Source organism: Frigoribacterium sp. Leaf172 (assembly GCF_001424285.1).
Taxonomy (GTDB): domain Bacteria; phylum Actinomycetota; class Actinomycetes; order Actinomycetales; family Microbacteriaceae; genus Frigoribacterium.
In genome coordinates this window covers 512,418-529,993 of record NZ_LMPB01000001.1, presented here as the reverse complement: position 1 = coordinate 529,993, position 17,576 = coordinate 512,418, and the positions used below count along the sequence as shown (strand labels likewise).

Sequence of the window (17,576 nt, the reverse complement as noted above, 5' to 3'; positions counted from 1 at the left end):
AACGTCATCCCCGGAGGGGCCCGCTAGCCCCCACTCGTAGAGGATCCGCGCCTCCTCGGCACCCCCGTCGCGCTTTCCGTGCACCTCCGCTAGGCTGGGGTCACTTGCGAGTCGGCCTGACCGGCTCCCTGCGTCGTAGCACGCCCCTCCCCGCCTCTCCCGTCCTGGCACACACCCAGGCAGCCAGCAGGCGCGCGAAGCTCACTCTGCGGCGAAACGATCGTGCACACCTGCACCGTCGCCACATCTCGAGCCCGGCTACGACAGCCGTTCTCCCGGCTCTGCCCCGCCCTCGCGCGAACACGTCAGCACGACGTCGTCGCCCGTCACGGTGGTCACGCAGCCTGGCCCGGCTCGACACCGATGCCCCGAAAGGTGCACCACATGTCAACCACCACACTCGACACCGAGAACACCACCCCCGACGGCTCGACCGTCGACGAGACGACCGACACCGTCACCTTCAGCTCGCTCGGCGTCCCCGCCCCGATCGTCAAGTCGCTCGCGGCAGAGGGCAAGACCACCGCCTTCCCGATCCAGGTCGACACCCTCCCCGACACGCTCGCCGGGCGCGACGTGCTCGGTCGCGGCAAGACCGGCTCGGGCAAGACCCTCGCGTTCTCCATCCCCATGGCGGCTCGTCTCGGCGGCAAGCTCGCCGGCGGCCAGCGTCGCGCCGGTCGCCCCCTCGGCCTGGTGCTCGCCCCCACCCGCGAGCTCGCCACGCAGATCGATGCCGTCCTGGCCCCGCTCGCCGCGGCCTACGGCATGCGCACCACCACCATCTTCGGCGGCGTCTCGCAGAACCGTCAGGTGCAGGCCCTCAAAGCCGGCGTCGACATCATCATCGCCTGCCCCGGTCGCCTCGAGGACCTCATGAAGCAGGGCTTCGTGAAGCTCGACGCCATCGAGATCACCGTGCTCGACGAGGCCGACCACATGGCCGACCTGGGCTTCCTGCCCGGCGTCACGCGCATCCTGAAGGCCACCCCGAACGACGGCCAGCGCCTCCTCTTCAGCGCCACCCTCGACAACGGGGTGGACAAGCTGGTCAAGCAGTTCCTCCACAACGAGGTGCTGCACTCGGTCGACGAGGCCAACTCGCCCGTCGCCAAGATGACCCACCACGTGTTCGAGACGCCCGACGTCGACAGCAAGAACGCCCTCGTGCAGACGCTCGCCGGCGGCAAGGGCCGCCGCATCCTCTTCATGCGCACCAAGCACCACGCCAAGAAGCTCGCCAAGAAGCTGACCGACGCCGGCATCCCCGCCGTCGACCTGCACGGCAACCTCTCGCAGCCTCAGCGCGACCGCAACCTCGCCGCCTTCCAGGACGGCTCGGCCCGCGTGCTCGTCGCCACCGACGTCGCCGCCCGTGGCGTGCACGTCGACGACATCGAGCTCGTCATCCACGTCGACCCGCCCACCGAGCACAAGGCGTACCTGCACCGCTCGGGCCGCACCGCCCGCGCCGGAGCCGAGGGCGACGTCGTCACCCTCGTCATCCCCAGCCAGAAGCGCGACGTCGCCCAGCTGATGAAGAAGGCCGACATCCGTCCGACCATCACCGCCGTCGTGCCGTCCTCGCCCGAGGTCGCCGCGCTGGTCGGCGAGGTCGCCGCCTACGTGAAGCCGGCCCCCCGCGCGGCCGTCCAGCAGCAGCAGGGCGGCGGCGGTCGCTCGCAGGGCGCCAACGCGCAGCGCAAGCGCGCCGCCCGTCAGGACTCGCAGGGCAACCCCATCGCCCGCCAGGACCGCTCGGGTCGTCCCGCGGCCTCGGCCGGCGGCTCGCGCGACGGACGCCAAGGAGGCGCGGGTCGCTCATCCGACGCCGGTCGCGGTCGCGACGGTGCCGCTCGCTCGGGTGGCTCGCGTGACGGCGGACGCCAGGGTGCCGGCCGCGACGGCGGTGCGCGCCGCGACGCCGCCCCCCGTGGTGGAGCCTCGACGTTCTACTCGACCGAGTCCGGTCGCGGCGCGGTGACGCCCGTCCGCGAGGGCGGCCGTGACGCCGGGCGCGACGCCGGCCGTGACGAGACGCGTGGCACCCGCCAGACCGGTCGCCGCGCCCAGAGCGACGGCGGTCAGAGCCGCACCAACGCCGTGCGCAACGACCAGGCCGACTTCGCCGCATCGCAGGGCGGCCCCCGCGAAGGCGGGCAGCGCTCCGGCGGACGCCGCGCCTCCTCGGAGGGCGGTCGCCCCGGCTCGCTCAAGGTCGGCGGCCTCGTCGGCGGCAAGGCCCGCACCGGCGGCGGCCAGCGCAGCGGTCGCTGACCCCCGCGCCTGACGGCGCGACCCGCCTGACACCCCGTTCTCAGCGCAACACCCTCATTCATCGGGGTGTCGCGCCGACAACGGGGTGTTGCGCGTTGCACCGCCGCGCAGCGCGCGCAGCGCGTCAGCGCACGCCGGCGCGGCGGAGCGCAGAGACGAGCGGGTCGCCCCGGAGGGCGTCGGCCCAGCTCCACCTCACGACGGTCTTCACGCCGGGCAGCGAGCGCAGGGCGTCCTCCCGGCGCTTCTCGTCGATGACGACCTGCTCGGGCGTGCGTCCCCGCCTCGGACCCGCATCGCGGTACTTCACCTCGCCGTCGAACTCGCCGATGACTCCGCATTCGGGCCACCAGAAGTCGACGATCCCCACGAGCGGTCCCTCGCGCGGGAACCGGACCTGCAGCTCGGGCCTCGAGAGCCCCGCGAGGTGGATGACAGCGCGACTCAGGGACTCGCCCGGCGAGTCGGCGCGAGCGTCGGCGAAGGCGATCGCGGCCGTGGCGCGTCGACTGCCCGGAACGCCGGGACGCAGCGCCGCCACCGCCTCGAGCTCCGACCGCGAGAAAGCGCCGGTGCGCAGACCGTGGTCGAGGATCACGGCCCCGCCCGCGAGATCGTGTCGCCTCACAGCGTCGACGGCGGCCTGACGAGACACCGCGACGCGCAGACCGTCGACGACATCGACCTCATCGACGACGAACGGCCCCGCGTGCTGATGCGCCCAAGGGCCGACCTTGTCGCGATCACGCCGGGGGTCGATGACGTGCACGCGCTCGGGCCAGTCCCCCAGCAGCGGGAAGCCGCGGAGCGCCAGCGCCGACTCGTGCGAGACGACGACCTCGTCGCCGAACCGCGGCACGACGGCATGCACCCGGATCACATGGCGTTCGACGGCCGTGAGCGCCTGCCAGACAGGAGCGGGCACGTAGGCGCCGGGTGCGACCCGCTGCAGGAGCCCTCGCCGGGCGTCGCGCTCGATCGCCGAGCTGCCGCCGCCCGCTCGGATGACGGAGGCACGGCGGATCAGCATTTCGAGCACGGGTCGAGCATGACGCATGTGATCTGCACGACGCCACCCGCGCCTCCTCGGCTGTGGATGATCGGCCCAACACCCCGAAAGCCGCGCTACACCCCGATCAATGCGGGTGTAGCGCGGCTTTCGAGGTGTCGCAGCGAACGAGCGGCGGCGCGCCGGCGCGGCGGCGGCTAGTGGAGCGCGCCGACGGAGGCCAGCGCGGCCCGCAGCAGGGCGCCGCGCCCGCCCTCCATCTCGGCGGCGACGTCGTCGCTCGCGGCCTGATGCGGGGTCAGCCACGTGAGCTCGAGGGCGTCCTGGCGGGGGTCGCAGGTGCCCGTGACCGGCACGACGTAGGCGAGCGACACGGCGTGCTGACGGGCGTCGGTGTAGACCGACGAGCCCGGCAGCGGGAAGTACTCGGCGACCTGGAACGGCACCGGCGACGGCGGCAGCTGCGGGAACGCCATCGGCCCGAGGTCCTTCTCGAGGTGGCGGAACAGAGCGGTGCGCAGGCTCTCGCCGTACATGACGCGACCGGAGACGAGCATGCGCGACATCGACCCCTCCGACGACGCCCGCAGCAGCACGCCGACCTCGGTCACGACGCCCATGCCGTCGACGCGCACCGGCACCGCCTCGACGTAGAGGATCGGCAGACGCTGACGTATCTGGAAGAGCTCCTCTTCGGAGAGCCAGCCGGGATTCGGGTCGGGGGTCTGCACGGAGCTCATGGGGCATGTCTACCAACCCCGTGTGACGGTCGGGTGACGAAAACGCTACAGGCGAACACGGCGACCACGGCCCTGGATAGGCTCGGCCCATGGTGCAGATCGATCCCTCCGTCATCCAGTGGTCCGTCGACGAGTCCGAGCGCGACGGTCGGCCGCTGCTCGTCCTGCTGCACGGGGTGGGCTCGCACGAGGGCGATCTGATCGGGCTGGCACCGTACCTCCCGCAGGCGTTCGCGATCGCCTCGCTGCGGGCGCCGCTCGCCCACGGCGACGGTTTCTCGTGGTATCCGCTGACCACTCCGGGCTCGCCGGACCCCGCACCGGTCGACGAGGCCGCGACGGCCGTGCTGACCTGGCTCGACTCGCTCGCCGAGTCGCACCCGAGCGTGAGCCTGCTCGGCTTCTCGCAGGGAGGCTCGCTGTCGCTGCAGCTGCTCCGGCGTGCGCCCGAGCGCTTCACGTTCACGGCCGTGCTGGCCGGCTTCGTCGTCGCCGACCCGGCCTCCGCCGACGCCGACGCGGCCCTCGCGCGCGTCCGACCCGCCGTCTTCTACGGTCGTGGCGACGCCGACCAGGTCATCCCGATCGATGCCGTCACGCGCACGACCGACTGGCTGACCGAGCACGCCGACGTCGACGTCGAGGTCTACGCCGACCTCGCGCACGGCGTCTCGCAGGACGAGCTCGACGACCTCAACGCCTTCATCTCGCGCGTGACGAACCCGGTCACCGCCGACACCACGCAGGCGCCCGACAGCTCCGACGTCGTCCTCTAGGGGTCGGGTCGTGGCCGTCATCGCCGTCACCGGCAGCGTCACGCACCGGTATCGCGCCGAGCGCGGTCTGCTGCGGCTGGCGGTCGAGCTCGAGGGCGACGACCGGTCGAGCGTCGTCGACGACGCCGTCGCCGTCCACAACCGCGTCACCGAGCAGGCGACGACCCTGCGTCGCCAGGGGGCGGCGACGTGGTGGACGGCCCGATCCGTATCGGTGGGTCCCGTGACGGAGCCGGTCGCGATCGACGGGACCCGCGCCTCCTCGGTGCGGTACCGGACGCGGTCGACGATCGAGGTGAGGTTCCAGGACTTCACCGCGCTGACCGACTGGGTCGGCGAGCTCGCGCACGTCGAGGGCGTCACGATCGAGGGCGTCGAGTGGTCGCTCGGGCACGCGCGCCGGGCCGAGGTCGAGCAGGACGCCCGACTCGCCGCCGTGGCGGACGCCGTCGCGCGAGCCTCGGACTACGCCGACGCCCTCGGGCTGGGCGCACCCGAGCTGCAGGCCGTCTACGAGCCGGGGCTGCGGCCGGGCGAAGGAGGCGCGGGTGGCGTCCCGTTCATGGCCTCACGGTCGATGATGGCCGGCTCGTCCGTCGACGCCTCGGGCTCGGTCGTGTTCGACCTGCAGCCCGACGACATCGAGGTCACGGCGACCATCAGCGCGGACTTCACGGCCTGAGGCGCTCGCCCGCCCCGTCTGCTCGGACCTGCTTGCTCCACACCCCTTCGTACTCGAACGGGACGAAGCCGACGGCCTCGTTCACGTCGAGCATGGGCCGGTTCTCCTCCGCGTTGAACGTGAAGACGCCGGGGTGGCCGGGGCGTTCGGCGGTGAGCAGATCGGTCGTGGCGATCTTGAGCAGCCAGCCGAGCCGGTGCCCGCGGTGCTCGCGCAGCACGAGGGTGTCCTGCTGGAAGGCGGGGCGCGACCGCTCGGCCGGTGCCTCCAGCTGACTGAATCCGGCGAGTCGACCCGTCGGCACGTGCTCGACGACGGCCGTGAAGCGCGTGCGCGGGCCGGCGAGCGCCTTGTCCTCGGCGTCACGGAACCGCTCGGCGGTCCAGATGTCCTCGGGCTCGTCGACCCCGCCCGACGGTGCGTCCGTGCTCATGCGGGTCTCGAGGTCGGCGAGGTCGGCCAGCCACTCGTCGGGCGATCGGCCGATCCAGGTGCGCAATCGGTAGTCGTCGCCCGCGGCGGCCCGGGCGCGGTCTCGGATGCCGGCCAGCGCCTCCTCGTCCACGGGCAGGGCGAGGCGGCTGCAGCGCATCACCTGCCCGAGCACCCAGTCGCGCCCGAGCAGCAGGCGCACCGCCGGGTCGTCGGCGCCGACCGAGCCGGCGCCGGTCGGGGGCAGGAGGCGCGGTCCGGCATCACCGAGGGAGCGCACGTACGCGATCGCCTGGGTGCGACCCTCGCGGCGCGCGACCTCCTCGACGTGGGCGAGCAGCGCCGACCCGATGCCCCGGCGTCGGTGCGAGGGCAGCACGGTCACGTCGACGTGGGCCGTCGTCGCGGAGTCGCCGTCGAGTCGGCTCTCGTACGAGCCCGTGGCGACGATGCGACCGGCGTCGCGGACGACGAACCACCGCATGTCCTTGTAGGCGTCGAGCCAGTTCGGCAGCTGCTCGTCGGGCAGCCAGGCCATCTCGTCCGAGCCGAGCGCATGCGCCCGCGTCGCGTTCTCGACGGCGACCGCCTCGACGAAGTCGGCGGCGTCGGGGCCGTCGAGGGTCGCGGGGACGGCGATCCGCTCGATGACGATCGGTGCTCGGTCGATGGGGGTCATGTCGTGCCTTTCAGCCGCAGGAGCGTGCGGTCTCACGCTCGCCGCCCCGCGGGCAGCCGACCAGACTAGCGGGTCCGGTGCGGCGTAGAACGGGATCATGAGCGATCCGACCGACTCCGACCTGCTCGACCGGCACGACCTCGAGCGCTTCGTCACAGCCCAGGAGGCGCACGGCACCTACGACCGGGCCCTCGCCGAGCTGCGCGACGGCCGCAAGACGAGCCACTGGATGTGGTTCGTGTTCCCGCAGGTCGCGGGGCTGGGCCGCAGTGCGACCGCCGAGCGGTACGCCATCGCGACGATCGGCGAGGCCCGGGCGTACCTGGCGCATCCGCTGCTCGGACCGCGCCTGCTCGACTGCGTCGACGCCGTGCTCGACCTGCCGACGGACGACCCCGAGGAGGTCTTCGGCGGCGTCGACGCGATGAAGGCGCGGTCGTCGCTGACGCTGTTCGCCCAGGCGGCGCCGGCCGAGCGACGGTTCTCGCAGGCGCTGGCGAAGTACTTCGGCGGCGAGCTCGACCGGGCGACGCTCGACCGGCTCTGAGGCGGGCGGCCGGGGAGGCGCGGCCCACTAGGGTCGGATCATGAGCGTTCTGATCGCGGGCTGCGGCGACCTGGGCACCGAGACGGGGCTGCGGTTCGCGACCGACGGGCACCGCGTCGTCGGGCTCCGGCGTCGCGCCGACCTGCTGCCGTCCCGCATCGAGGGCCGGTCGGTCGACCTGCGCCGCGAGGTGCCCGTCGTCGACGACGACACCGAGGTCGTCGTCGTGGCCCTCGCGGCCGGCTCGCGCACGCCGGGCGAGTACCGCGCCACCTACGTGGAGGGCCTGCGCAACGTGCTCGACGGGATCGCGGCGTCGGCTGCCGACCCGCGCCTCCTCGTCGTCTCGTCGACCGCCGTGTACGACGTGACCGACGGCAGCCTCGTCACGGAGGAGACCCCCGCGCACGGCGGCACCCCCACCGCCGACGTGCTGCTCGAGGCCGAGCAGCTGCTGCGCGAGCGCGCGCCCGAGGCCGTGCTGCTGCGCCTCGGCGGCGTCTACGGGCCGGGTCGCGAGCGACTGATCGAGCAGGTGCGCGACGGGAGCGCCACGCGATCCGAACGGCGCGACGGCTCGCCTCACACCAACCGCATCCACCGCGACGACGCCGCGGCCGCGATCGTGCACCTCACGACGGTGGTCTCGGAGCCCGAGGCCGTCTACCTCGGGGTCGACGACGAGCCGGTCCGGCTCGACGAGGTCCTGCTCTTCCTGGCCGCCGAGCTGGGCGTCACGGCGCCGGCGATGGCTCCCCCGACGGGTCGGCAGGCGGGCGGCGACAAGCGGCTGTCGAACGCCCGACTGCGGTCGACGGGGTTCGCGTTCGCCTACCCGACGTTCCGCGAGGGGTATCGCGCCGTGCTCGGCGGCGAGGGGACGCGGCACGCCTGAGGGTGAGTGTGTGCGGAGGCGTGACGCTGAGGGTGTCGCGCATAGGGCCGCGGGCGCGCGCGCGGGCGGCGGGCGGCGGGCGCGGGCGGCGGGCGGCGGGCGCGGAGGGCGTGACGCTGAGGGTGTCGCGCATAGGGCCGCGGGCGCGCGCGGGCGTCGGGCGCGGAGGCGTGACGCTGTGAGGGCGTCGTGCACAGGGCCGCGGGCGCGGAAGGCGCCGCGCACAGAGCCGCTGCGGTGATCCCTCCCCCGCCGCGCCTCCTCGGCGTCGCGCACGGCCGCGATGACGGTTCGCCGGGGGGCCAGGCGCGCCCGGGTACGGTGGACGCGTGCTCCCCGACCATGACGTCCCTGCCGCTCGGCGACGGCTCTTCCCCCTCCTGACGCTGCCGATGGGGGTCCGCCGTGTCGATCGCGCCGCCGCGAACCTGATCAACGGTCGCGAGCGGCACCCGCGGTCGGACCGGGCCTGGAAGCGCCTCTCGCACTCCGCCGACCACGGCACCCTCTGGCTGACGACCGCCGCTGTGCTGCTGCTCGTCGGCGATCGGAGGGCCGGGTCGCGCGGCACCCTCTCGCTCGGCATGGCGAGCCTCATCGCCAACGCCGTCGGCAAGAACCTGATCGGCGGTCCGCGCCCTCTGCTCGACGACGTGCCGATCGCTCGTCAGCTGCGTCGTCAGCCGCGAAGCGCCTCGTTCCCGTCGGGTCACACGGCCAGCGCCGTGGCGTTCGTCACCGGGGTGGCGCTCGAGTCGCCCCGGACCGGTCTCGTCCTCGCCCCGCTGGCGGCCGCCGTCTCGTACTCGCGACTGAAGGTCGGGGCGCACTGGCTCTCGGACGTCGTGGGCGGGGCGCTGCTCGGCGCCGGCGTCGCCGTCGCAGGGCGCCTCGTGCTGCCCGTGCCCGCGCATCCGGCCGGCCCGGCCGCTCTGGCCGGCGAACCGATCGAGCTGCCCGCGTCGTCGCGCGGCGAGGGCGTCCTCGTGGTCTCGAACGGGGCGTCGGGGGCTGCTCGTCGACGAGACCCCGTCGCGCTGCTGCGCAGACGGCTTCCGGAGGCGCGCTACCGGTCGCTCGGTGACACCGACCTCGGCGAGATGGTCGCCGCCGAACTGCGGCGGCGGAACCCCCCGCGGGTGCTCGCGGTCGTCGGCGGCGACGGCACGGTCGAGACCGCCGCGAGGGTCGCGCTCGAACACGATCTGCCGCTGCTCGTCGTGCCCGGCGGCACCTTCGATCACTTCTCCCGTGCGGTCGGCACCGACTCGGTCGACGCGGCGGTCGCCGCCCTGTGCGCCGGCTCGGGAGCCCGCGTGGACGTCGCCGCCGTCGACGTCGACGGCGAGCCGCACCACCTCGCGATCAACGCCACGGCCCTGGGCGTCTACGCCGACTACCTCGCCGAGCGCGACCGTCTCGAGGGGCGCCTGGGCAAGCGCGTGGCCGGGCTCGTGTCCGGGGTGCAGATCCTGCGACGGGGGCGCACGGTGACCATCGAGCGAGACGACGATGCGGCGAGCCGCGGTGACGCTGGTGCGTCGGATGCCGGTGCGACGGGCCGCGATGCGGTGCGCCGCGGTGGCGGTGATGCGGCCGGCGTCGGTGCGGTGGGCCGCGATGCGGTGCGCCGCGATGCCGTGGGCCGCGGTGCGGTGGGCCGCGATGGCGGTGATGCGGCCGGCGTCGGTGCGGTGGGCCGCGGTGGCGGTGATGCGGCCGGCGTCGGTGCGGTGGGCCGCGGTGGCGGTGACGTGGAGGGCCGCGGTGGCTCTGTGCGCCAGGGGGCTGGGCGTACGGCGTGGTCTGTGTTCGTCGGGGTCGGGCGCAACGACGACGATGTCGTCTCGCCGATGCGGCGCCGGGCCCTCGACGACGGCTCGCTCGAGGTGCGCACGCTGTCGTCCGGTTCGAGACTGGGCCGGATCGGGGCGCTGTCATCGCTCGCGTTCGGCCCGAGGAGCACGGCGACCCTGCGCCTCCTCGGTCTCCTGCCTGAGAAGGAGGCGTTCTCGACCGAGGTGACGTCGCGGTTCGCGGTCACCGTCGCGGGGGCGCCCCGACCCGCGATCGCGCACGACGGCGAGGGCGACACCTCGCTGCCCGAGACCGCCGAGCGCGACGGGTACCGCTACGAGGTGCGCCTGCTGCCCCGGGCGTTGCGCGTGTACCGCCCCCGCGGCTGATCCACGACCCACCACCCCGAAACCCGCATCACACCCCGCGATCTCGGGGTGTCACGCCGAATACGAGGTGTGACGTGCCTGCCAGCAGCACGCCTGGCAGCTGCGGCACAGCAGAGCGCCCGGCGCCGCCGCATGAGCCGGTGGCACCCGCACGTTGCGCGTGTACCGCCCCCGCGGCCGAATCGCGGCCAAACACCCCGAAACCCGCGTCACACCCCGCGATCTCGGGGTGTCACGCCGAATACGAGGTGTGGGACGGCTCGCCCCGGCGCGGCAGGGCTCCGCGGCTGCAGTGCGACCCGGCGCCGCCCGGGCGCTCAGCGGCGTACGGCCCAGCGGCGCTACCAGCGCGGGTGGACGGCCTCGCGGAAGTACTTCTCGTAGATGCGGACGACCTCGGAGTCGAGCCCCTCGTCGAGCACGACATCACCGGCCGCGGCGTTCGCGCGAGCCTGCTCGACGTTGCGGGCCCCCGGGATCACGGTGCTGACGCCGGGCTGGTCGACGACCCAGGCGAGCGCCGCCTGCGGAACCGTCACGCCGTCGGGGACCGCCTCGGCGAACTCCTGCGCGGCCGCGACGCCCTGCTCGAAGTCGACGCCGCTGAAGGTCTCGCCCTGGTCGAAGGCCTCGCCGTTGCGGTTGTAGCTGCGGTGGTCGTTCTCGGCGAACGTCGTCGCGGTCGTGTACTTGCCCGAGAGCAGACCGCTGGCGAGCGGGACCCGCGCGATGATGCCGACCCCGGCCTCCTGCGCGCGAGGCAGCACCTCGTCGAGGGGCTTCAGCCGGAACGCGTTGAGGATGATCTGCACCGTCGCGAGATTCGGACGCGCGATGGCGGTGAGGGCCTGAGCGGTCTCTTCGACGCTGACGCCGTACGCGGCGATCGCCCCGTTCGCCACGAGCTCGTCGAGGGCGTCGTAGGCCGCGTCGCTCTCGAAGACCGGGGTGGGCGGGCAGTGCAGCTGCACGAGGTCGAGGGTGTCGACGCCGAGGTTGCGCCGTGAGCGGTCGGTCCACTCGATGAAGTTCTGCCGCACGTAGTTGGCGGGCAGCTGGTCGAGGCGGCGACCCATCTTCGTCGCGACGGTGATGTCGGCGTCGGGGTTCGAGGCGCGGAACCGGCCGATGATCTGCTCGCTGCGGCCATCGCCGTAGACGTCGGCGGTGTCGAAGAAGGTGACGCCCGACTCGACGGAGGCGCCGAGCACGTCGAGCGCATCGCTCTCGGTGACGTCGCCCCAGTCGGCGCCGAGCTGCCAGGTGCCGAGGCCGATGACGGATGCTTGACGGCCGGTGCGGCCGAGTGTGCGACTGTGCATGCCGCCAGCGTAGGCGGTGCCGCCGACACCGGGCCGAGGAGGCGCGGCTCGACCTACCCAGACCGGGTCGCCGCCCGAGGAGGCGCGGCTCGCGTCAGCGACGCCGGGTCGCCGCCCGGGCCAGCGCGAACGCCACCGCGATCAGGGCGACGGCGATGATGACGAAGGCGGCGCCCGCCACGACGTGCGCCTGGAGGATGCGGACGAGACCGACGAGCAGGGCGAGCGCCGACACGAAGGCGAGCACCTTGCTGACGGCCAGCTGCCCTCGTCGGAGCGCCGCGCCTCCTCGGCGGGTCACGGGCGGGTCACCGGCCGTCAGCCGAGACGTCGGGCGGCCTCGACCGCTGCCCGTGTGGCTTCGGCGAACTCGCGCTCGGCCCGCTCGCGCGAGCCCTCGGGCATGGGCAGGCGATCGCTCAGCGTGAGGTTCGTGGCGATCACCTCGAGCGACATGCCGAGGGTCTTCCCGAGGATGATGTCGAGCACGGGGGTCGCGTGGTCCCACCCCTCGGTGTCGGTGCCGACGTCGTAGACGCCGCCGCGGCTCGTGACGATGACGGCGGGGCGACCGGCGAGGGGCTGCTGGTCGTCGCCGTCGAACGGCGCCGTCACGGCGGGCAGATGGATGTTGTCGATCCACGCCTTGAGCGTCGAGGGCACCGAGTAGTTGTAGAGCGGCGCGCCGATCAGCACGACGTCGGCGGCGATCAGCTCGGCGATGAGGGTCTGCTGCAGGGCCTCGTGCGCGGGGTCGGGCGCGTCGCCCGGCTGACGCAGGCGCGGCGGCCAGTGCAGCGCGCTGTCGCTGAGATGCGGCAGCTGGTCGACGTGCAGATCGCGGCGCGTGATCGTGTGGTCGTCGCCGAGATCGCGCCAGGCGTCGGCGAAGGCGCCGGTGATGGCCCGCGACCGACTGGTCGCGAGGTCGGCGGACGAGTCGATGTGCAGGAGTTCAGGCATGCGACCACCGTAGCCGGGGCCACCGACAGGGCCGGCCGAGGAGGTGCGCGAGGCGGAATGTCGGTGGTCCGGAGCAAGATGGCACCGATGACCGACGTGCTCGACCGCTTCTCCCCCGCCACCCGAGAGTGGTTCCGCGGGGCCTTCGCCGCGCCGACCCGCGCGCAGGAGGGCGCCTGGACGGCGATCAGCCAGGGCGATCACGCTCTCGTCATCGCGCCGACCGGCTCGGGCAAGACCCTGGCGTCGTTCCTCTGGTCCATCGACTCGCTGGCGTCGTCTCCGCCGCCCGACGAGAAGCTGCACCGCACGCGGGTGCTCTACATCTCGCCGCTCAAGGCCCTCGGCGTCGACGTCGAGCGGAACCTCCGATCGCCGCTGGTCGGCATCACGCAGACGGCTCGGCGACTCGGCACCGAGGCGCCCGACATCACCGTGGGCGTCCGCTCGGGCGACACGAGCTCGAGCGACCGGGGTCGGCTGGCCCGCACCCCCACCGACATCCTCATCACCACACCCGAGTCGCTCTACCTGATGCTGACCTCGCAGGCCCGCGAGACGCTCAAGGGCGTGCAGACGGTCATCATCGACGAGGTGCACGCCGTCGCGTCGACGAAGCGCGGCGCCCACCTGGCCATCTCGCTCGAACGGCTCGACGCGCTGCTCGACGAGCCGGCCCAGCGCATCGGGCTCAGCGCCACCGTGCGCCCGCCCGAAGAGGTCGCGCGGTTCCTGGCCGGCCCGGCGCCCGTGACCATCGTCAACCCGCGGGCCGACAAGAAGTTCGACCTCAAGGTCGTCGTCCCCGTCGACGACATGACCGAGCTCGGCACCGCCGCACCCCTCGAGGGATCCGCCGCCGGCGCCGCCCCGCAGGGGTCGATCTGGCCGCACGTCGAAGAGGGCATCGTCGATCTCATCTCGGCGCACCGGTCGACCATCGTGTTCTCCAACTCCCGCCGCCTGGCCGAGCGTCTGACCGCCCGCCTCAACGACATCTGGATCGAGAGGCAGGGCGGCGACCTCGAGACCGCCGCGCGGGCGACGGAGGACGCACGGGGTCAGCTCGTCGCGGTCGGCGGCGCCGCCGCGGAGCGCGGGGCCGACGGCGGTCATGCGGCCGGCGACGCGTCCGAGGCGGGTGCCGACGTCGCCGTCGACCCCTTCGCGCCCTCCCCGCCGGCCCGCAATCCATCGGTCGGCGGCGGCGCACCCGCCCAGCTGATGGGCGGCTCGGGGCAGACCTCGGGCGCCGACCCCCTGCTGGCCCGTGCCCACCACGGCTCGGTGTCGAAAGACCAGCGCGCTCTCATCGAAGACGACCTCAAGAGCGGTCGGCTGCGCTGCGTGGTGGCGACCAGCTCGCTCGAGCTCGGCATCGACATGGGCGCCGTCGATCTCGTCATCCAGGTCGAGTCGCCGCCCTCGGTCGCCAGCGGTCTGCAGCGCGTCGGCCGCGCCGGTCACCAGGTCGGCGAGACGTCGCGCGGCGTGCTGTTCCCGAAGCACCGGGCCGACCTCATCCACTCCGCCGTCGCCGCCGAGCGCATGGTGGCCGGTCTCATCGAAGAGCTGCGCGTGCCGACGAACCCGCTCGACGTGCTCGCCCAGCAGACCGTGGCCGCCGTGGCGCTCGACGAGCTCGACGCCGACGAGTGGTACGACACCGTCCGGCGCAGCGCCCCCTTCGCCACCCTGCCGCGGTCGGCCTACGACGCCACGCTCGACCTCCTGAGCGGCAAGTACCCCTCCGACGAGTTCGCCGAGCTCCGACCCCGCATCGTCTGGGATCGCGTGCACGGCACGCTCACCGGGCGACCCGGCGCCCAGCGTCTCGCCGTCACCAGCGGCGGCACCATCCCCGACCGGGGTCTCTTCGGCGTCTTCATGGTCGGCGAGAAGGCGGCGCGCGTCGGCGAGCTGGACGAAGAGATGGTCTACGAGTCGCGGGTCGGCGACGTCTTCGCGCTCGGCGCCACGAGCTGGCGCATCGAGGACATCACCCACGACCGCGTGCTCGTCTCGCCGGCCTACGGGCAGCCGGGGCGTGTCCCGTTCTGGAAGGGCGACGGCATCGGTCGCCCGGCCGAGCTCGGCAAGGCGATCGGCGGCTACATCCGCGAGCTGTCGAACTCGAACGAGGCCGACGCGACGGCGCGGGTCGCAGCCGGCGGGCTCGACGAACGGGCCGCCCGCAACCTCATCGCGTTCCTGACCGAGCAGAAGGCCGCCACGTCGTACGTGCCGACCGACACGACCCTGGTCGTCGAGCGGTTCCGTGACGAGCTCGGCGACTGGCGGCTCATCCTCCACTCCCCCTACGGCATGCAGGTCCACGCCCCCTGGGCTCTCGCGGTGTCGGCGCGCATCCGCGATCAGCTCGGCGTCGACGGCGGGGCCATGGCGGCCGACGATGGCATCGTCGTGCGGATCCCCGACACCGACGCCGAGCCTCCCGGGGCCGAGCTGTTCTCGTTCGAACTCGACGATCTCGACGACATCGTCACCGAGGAGGTCGGCGGCTCGGCGCTCTTCTCGTCGCGGTTCCGCGAGTGCGCCGCCCGCGCCCTGCTGCTGCCGCGGTACAACCCCGGCAAGCGCTCACCGCTGTGGCAGCAGCGTCAGCGGTCGTCGCAGCTGCTCGACGTCGCCCGCAAGTACCCCTCGTTCCCGATCGTGCTCGAGGCCGTCCGCGAGGTGCTGCAAGACGTCTACGACCTGCCCGCGCTGATGAGCCTGACCCGCGACCTCGCCAGTCGGACCGTCCGCATCGTCGAGACCGAGACCGAGGTGCCGTCGCCGTTCGCGCGGTCGCTGCTGTTCGGCTACGTGGCGGCCTTCATGTACGAAGGCGACTCGCCCCTCGCCGAGCGCCGCGCCGCCGCGCTTTCGCTCGACTCGACGCTCCTGCAGGAGCTCCTCGGTCGCGCCGAGCTGCGCGAGCTCCTCGACGCCGACGTCATCGATCAGCACGAGCTCGAGCTGCAGCGGCTCGCCCCCGACCGCCGTGCCCGCGACATCGAGGGCGTCGTCGACCTCCTGCGACTGCTCGGCCCGCTCACCACCGACGAGATCATCGACCGCAGCTGGCTCGCCGTCACCCTCGTGGCCGGTGACGTCGCCGCCCGCGACGACGCGCACCGCGCCCTCGAGACCGCGCTGACCGACCTCGCCTGGTCGAACCGCGTGCTGCGCTTCACCCACGGCGGCGTCGTGCGCTGGGCCGGCATCGAAGACGCCTCGCGCCTCCGGGACGCGCTCGGGGTCGCCCTGCCCATCGGCGTCCCCACCGCCTTCGTCGAGCCGGTCGACGACCCGCTCGGCGATCTCGTCGGCCGCTTCGCCCGCACGCACGGCCCGTTCACGTCGGCGATGGTCGCCGAGCGGCTCGGACTCGGCGCAGCCGTCGTCCTCGACGCCCTCCGCAAGCTCGCCACCCAGCGTCGCGTCGTCGAGGGCGAGTTCCGCCCCCGCCAGCAGGGCAGCGAGTGGTGCGACGCCGAGGTGCTGCGACGTCTGCGCGGCAAGTCGCTGGCGGCGCTCCGCCACGAGGTCGAACCCGTCGCGCCCGAGACGCTCGGGAGGTTCCTTCCCGCCTGGCAGCACGTCGCCACCGGGCTGAAGGGCTCCGGGCTGCGCGGACTCGACGGCGTGCTGCAGGTCGTCGACCAGCTCAGCGGCGTCTCGCTGCCGGCCTCCGCCTGGGAGTCGCTCATCCTCCCCGCCCGCATCACCGACTACAGCCCCGCCATGCTCGACGAGCTCACGGCCACGGGCGACATCATCTGGTCGGGCACCGGCACCCTGCCCGGCAACGACGGCTGGGTGAGCCTCCACCTCGCCGACGGGGCTCAGGTCACGCTGCCCGAACCCTCGGGCGCCGAGACCGACGACCTGCAGCGCGAGGTGCTCGCCGCACTCGCCGGCGGCGGCGCGTACTTCTTCCGGCAGCTCTCCGACGCCGTCGGGAGCACCGACGACGAATCGCTGGTCGCCGCCATCTGGCAGCTGGTCTGGGCCGGTCAGATCACCAACGACACCTTCGCGCCCCTGCGCACCCAGGTCGGCGGCGGCAAGACGCCGAGACCGCGCACCCCCACGCGGTCGCGGTCGTCGTACCGCAGCCGCGGCCGGGTCGCGATGCCCCGCCAGGCCGGCCCGCCCACGGTCGGGGGCCGCTGGTCGCTGCTGCCCCTCGCCGAACCCGACGGCACGATCCGCGCCGCGGCGACGGCCGAGATCCTGCTCGAGCGCCACGGGGTCGTCACGCGCGGGGCGGTCGTCAACGAGGGCGTCCGCGGGGGCTTCTCGACCGCGTACAAGGTGCTGAGCGGCTTCGAGGAGACCGGGCGCGCCCGCCGCGGCTACTTCATCGAAGGGCTCGGCGCCGCGCAGTTCGCGACCGGCCCCACCGTCGACCGGCTCCGCTCGTTCATCCGCGACGAGGGCGACCGACGCGACGACGACACCCTCGTCGCAGCCGGTCGTCAGCTCGAGATCCCGGTCGTCACCCTGGCCGCTACCGACCCCGCCAACCCCTACGGCGCCGCTCTGCCCTGGCCCGGGCAGACGCTCGACGGCGCCCCCGCCGACGAGGCCGCCCGCATCGCGGCGGCGGCGGCCGAGGCGGCCTCCGCTGCGGCGGCGACCACGGCGACGGGAGCCGGGGCCCGAGGCGACGCGGCGGGCGCTGCGACGACGACCCGCGCCTCCTCGGCTGGCGGCGACCGGCAGGGCTCCGACCCGACCGTCGGCGCGGCTCCGGGCACGAAGAAGAAGGCCGGTCACCGCCCCGGGCGGAAGGCCGGCTCGCTGGTCGTGCTCGTCGACGGCCGGTTGACCGTCTACGTCGAACGCGGCGGGAAGACCGTGCTGACCTTCGGCGATCCCGACGAGCGCGAACTCGCCCTGGCCGCCGAGTCGCTGGCCCGCACGGTCCGCACGCGGCTCGGCAAGCTCGCCATCGAGCGCGTCGACGGCGAGTTCGTCCTCGGCACGCCTCTCGGCGACGCCCTGCGCGACGCCGGCTTCGCCCCCACCCCCAGCGGCATCCGATTGAGGTCGTGAC

General features: G+C 73.6%; 13 protein-coding genes. 7 read left to right on the top strand and 6 right to left on the bottom strand.

Going from position 1 to position 17,576, the window contains the following annotated elements; all coding sequences use genetic code 11:
• Positions 1-384 precede the first annotated feature (384 nt).
• Positions 385-2,277, top strand: a complete 1,893-nt coding sequence (locus ASF89_RS02595; RefSeq protein WP_082489726.1) for a DEAD/DEAH box helicase — start codon at positions 385-387, stop codon at positions 2,275-2,277.
• Positions 2,278-2,401: 124 nt separating this feature from the next.
• On the opposite strand, the gene ASF89_RS02590 is transcribed toward ASF89_RS02595, so the two are convergent.
• Together ASF89_RS02590 and ASF89_RS02585 are read right to left on the bottom strand one after the other, a co-directional pair.
• The gene (locus ASF89_RS02590; protein ID WP_156463300.1) at positions 2,402-3,316 is read right to left on the bottom strand and encodes a hypothetical protein; all 915 of its coding nucleotides are present in this window, start codon (positions 3,314-3,316) and stop codon (positions 2,402-2,404) included.
• Between the two features lie 167 nt (positions 3,317-3,483).
• A complete protein-coding gene (locus ASF89_RS02585; protein ID WP_055799717.1) occupies positions 3,484-4,026 on the bottom strand; it encodes an NUDIX hydrolase family protein in 543 nt (180 codons plus the stop codon).
• Between the two features lie 89 nt (positions 4,027-4,115).
• On the opposite strand from ASF89_RS02585, the gene ASF89_RS02580 reads away from it, so the two are divergent.
• Positions 4,116-4,802, top strand: coding sequence for an alpha/beta hydrolase (locus ASF89_RS02580; protein ID WP_082489725.1), 687 nt, complete (start codon positions 4,116-4,118; stop codon positions 4,800-4,802).
• A gap of 10 nt (positions 4,803-4,812) precedes the next feature.
• Positions 4,813-5,484 carry an SIMPL domain-containing protein gene (locus ASF89_RS02575; protein WP_055811860.1) on the top strand — a complete coding sequence of 224 codons (672 nt, stop codon included), beginning with the start codon at positions 4,813-4,815 and terminating at the stop codon, positions 5,482-5,484.
• Here ASF89_RS02575 and ASF89_RS02570 read toward each other — a convergent pair.
• A complete protein-coding gene (locus tag ASF89_RS02570) occupies positions 5,474-6,595 on the bottom strand; it encodes a GNAT family N-acetyltransferase (RefSeq protein ID WP_055811857.1) in 1,122 nt (373 codons plus the stop codon). The two genes, ASF89_RS02575 and ASF89_RS02570, sit on opposite strands and share 11 nt — an antisense overlap.
• A 97-nt stretch (positions 6,596-6,692) precedes the next feature.
• Here ASF89_RS02570 and ASF89_RS02565 point away from each other — a divergent pair, with 97 nt between their 5' ends.
• The 3 genes from ASF89_RS02565 (at position 6,693) to ASF89_RS02555 (ending at position 10,223) form a co-directional block, all read left to right on the top strand.
• Entirely contained in the window at positions 6,693-7,142 is a 450-nt protein-coding gene (locus tag ASF89_RS02565; RefSeq protein WP_055811854.1) for a DUF1810 domain-containing protein, read from the top strand.
• Between the two features lie 40 nt (positions 7,143-7,182).
• Positions 7,183-8,037, top strand: coding sequence for an NAD-dependent epimerase/dehydratase family protein (locus ASF89_RS02560; RefSeq protein WP_055811851.1), 855 nt, complete (start codon positions 7,183-7,185; stop codon positions 8,035-8,037).
• A gap of 329 nt (positions 8,038-8,366) precedes the next feature.
• Positions 8,367-10,223 carry a bifunctional phosphatase PAP2/diacylglycerol kinase family protein gene (locus tag ASF89_RS02555; RefSeq protein WP_055811848.1) on the top strand — a complete coding sequence of 619 codons (1,857 nt, stop codon included), beginning with the start codon at positions 8,367-8,369 and terminating at the stop codon, positions 10,221-10,223.
• A gap of 341 nt (positions 10,224-10,564) precedes the next feature.
• Here ASF89_RS02555 and ASF89_RS02550 read toward each other — a convergent pair whose 3' ends face one another.
• The 3 genes from ASF89_RS02550 to ASF89_RS02540 all read right to left on the bottom strand — a co-directional run bounded on the left by ASF89_RS02550 (position 10,565) and on the right by ASF89_RS02540 (position 12,508).
• Positions 10,565-11,545 (bottom strand): aldo/keto reductase, encoded by a 981-nt coding sequence (locus ASF89_RS02550; RefSeq protein ID WP_055811845.1) that lies wholly within the window; start codon positions 11,543-11,545, stop codon positions 10,565-10,567.
• Between the two features lie 94 nt (positions 11,546-11,639).
• Positions 11,640-11,846, bottom strand: coding sequence for a hypothetical protein (locus ASF89_RS02545; protein ID WP_055799697.1), 207 nt, complete (start codon positions 11,844-11,846; stop codon positions 11,640-11,642).
• 17 nt (positions 11,847-11,863) lie between these two features.
• On the bottom strand, positions 11,864-12,508 hold the full coding sequence (locus tag ASF89_RS02540) for an FMN-dependent NADH-azoreductase (protein ID WP_055799694.1): 645 nt from the start codon (positions 12,506-12,508) through the stop codon (positions 11,864-11,866).
• An 87-nt stretch (positions 12,509-12,595) separates the two neighbouring features.
• Between ASF89_RS02540 and ASF89_RS02535 the strand changes: the two genes are divergently transcribed.
• Positions 12,596-17,575: a DEAD/DEAH box helicase gene (locus ASF89_RS02535; RefSeq protein WP_055813022.1), complete on the top strand. Its 4,980-nt coding sequence runs from the start codon at positions 12,596-12,598 to the stop codon at positions 17,573-17,575.
• Position 17,576 lies beyond the last annotated feature (1 nt).

Bases quoted from the DNA above. Each gene is read 5' to 3' on its own strand.
- ASF89_RS02550 (WP_055811845.1), bottom strand. From the start codon at position 11,545: ATGCACAGTCGCACACTCGGCCGCACCGGCCGTCAAGCATCCGTCATC.
- ASF89_RS02570 (WP_055811857.1), bottom strand. From the start codon at position 6,595: ATGACCCCCATCGACCGAGCACCGATCGTCATCGAGCGGATCGCCGTC.
- ASF89_RS02560 (WP_055811851.1), top strand. From the start codon at position 7,183: ATGAGCGTTCTGATCGCGGGCTGCGGCGACCTGGGCACCGAGACGGGG.
- ASF89_RS02565 (WP_055811854.1), top strand. From the start codon at position 6,693: ATGAGCGATCCGACCGACTCCGACCTGCTCGACCGGCACGACCTCGAG.
- ASF89_RS02580 (WP_082489725.1), top strand. From the start codon at position 4,116: ATGGTGCAGATCGATCCCTCCGTCATCCAGTGGTCCGTCGACGAGTCC.
- ASF89_RS02585 (WP_055799717.1), bottom strand. From the start codon at position 4,026: ATGAGCTCCGTGCAGACCCCCGACCCGAATCCCGGCTGGCTCTCCGAA.
- ASF89_RS02595 (WP_082489726.1), top strand. From the start codon at position 385: ATGTCAACCACCACACTCGACACCGAGAACACCACCCCCGACGGCTCG.
- ASF89_RS02540 (WP_055799694.1), bottom strand. From the start codon at position 12,508: ATGCCTGAACTCCTGCACATCGACTCGTCCGCCGACCTCGCGACCAGT.
- ASF89_RS02535 (WP_055813022.1), top strand. From the start codon at position 12,596: ATGACCGACGTGCTCGACCGCTTCTCCCCCGCCACCCGAGAGTGGTTC.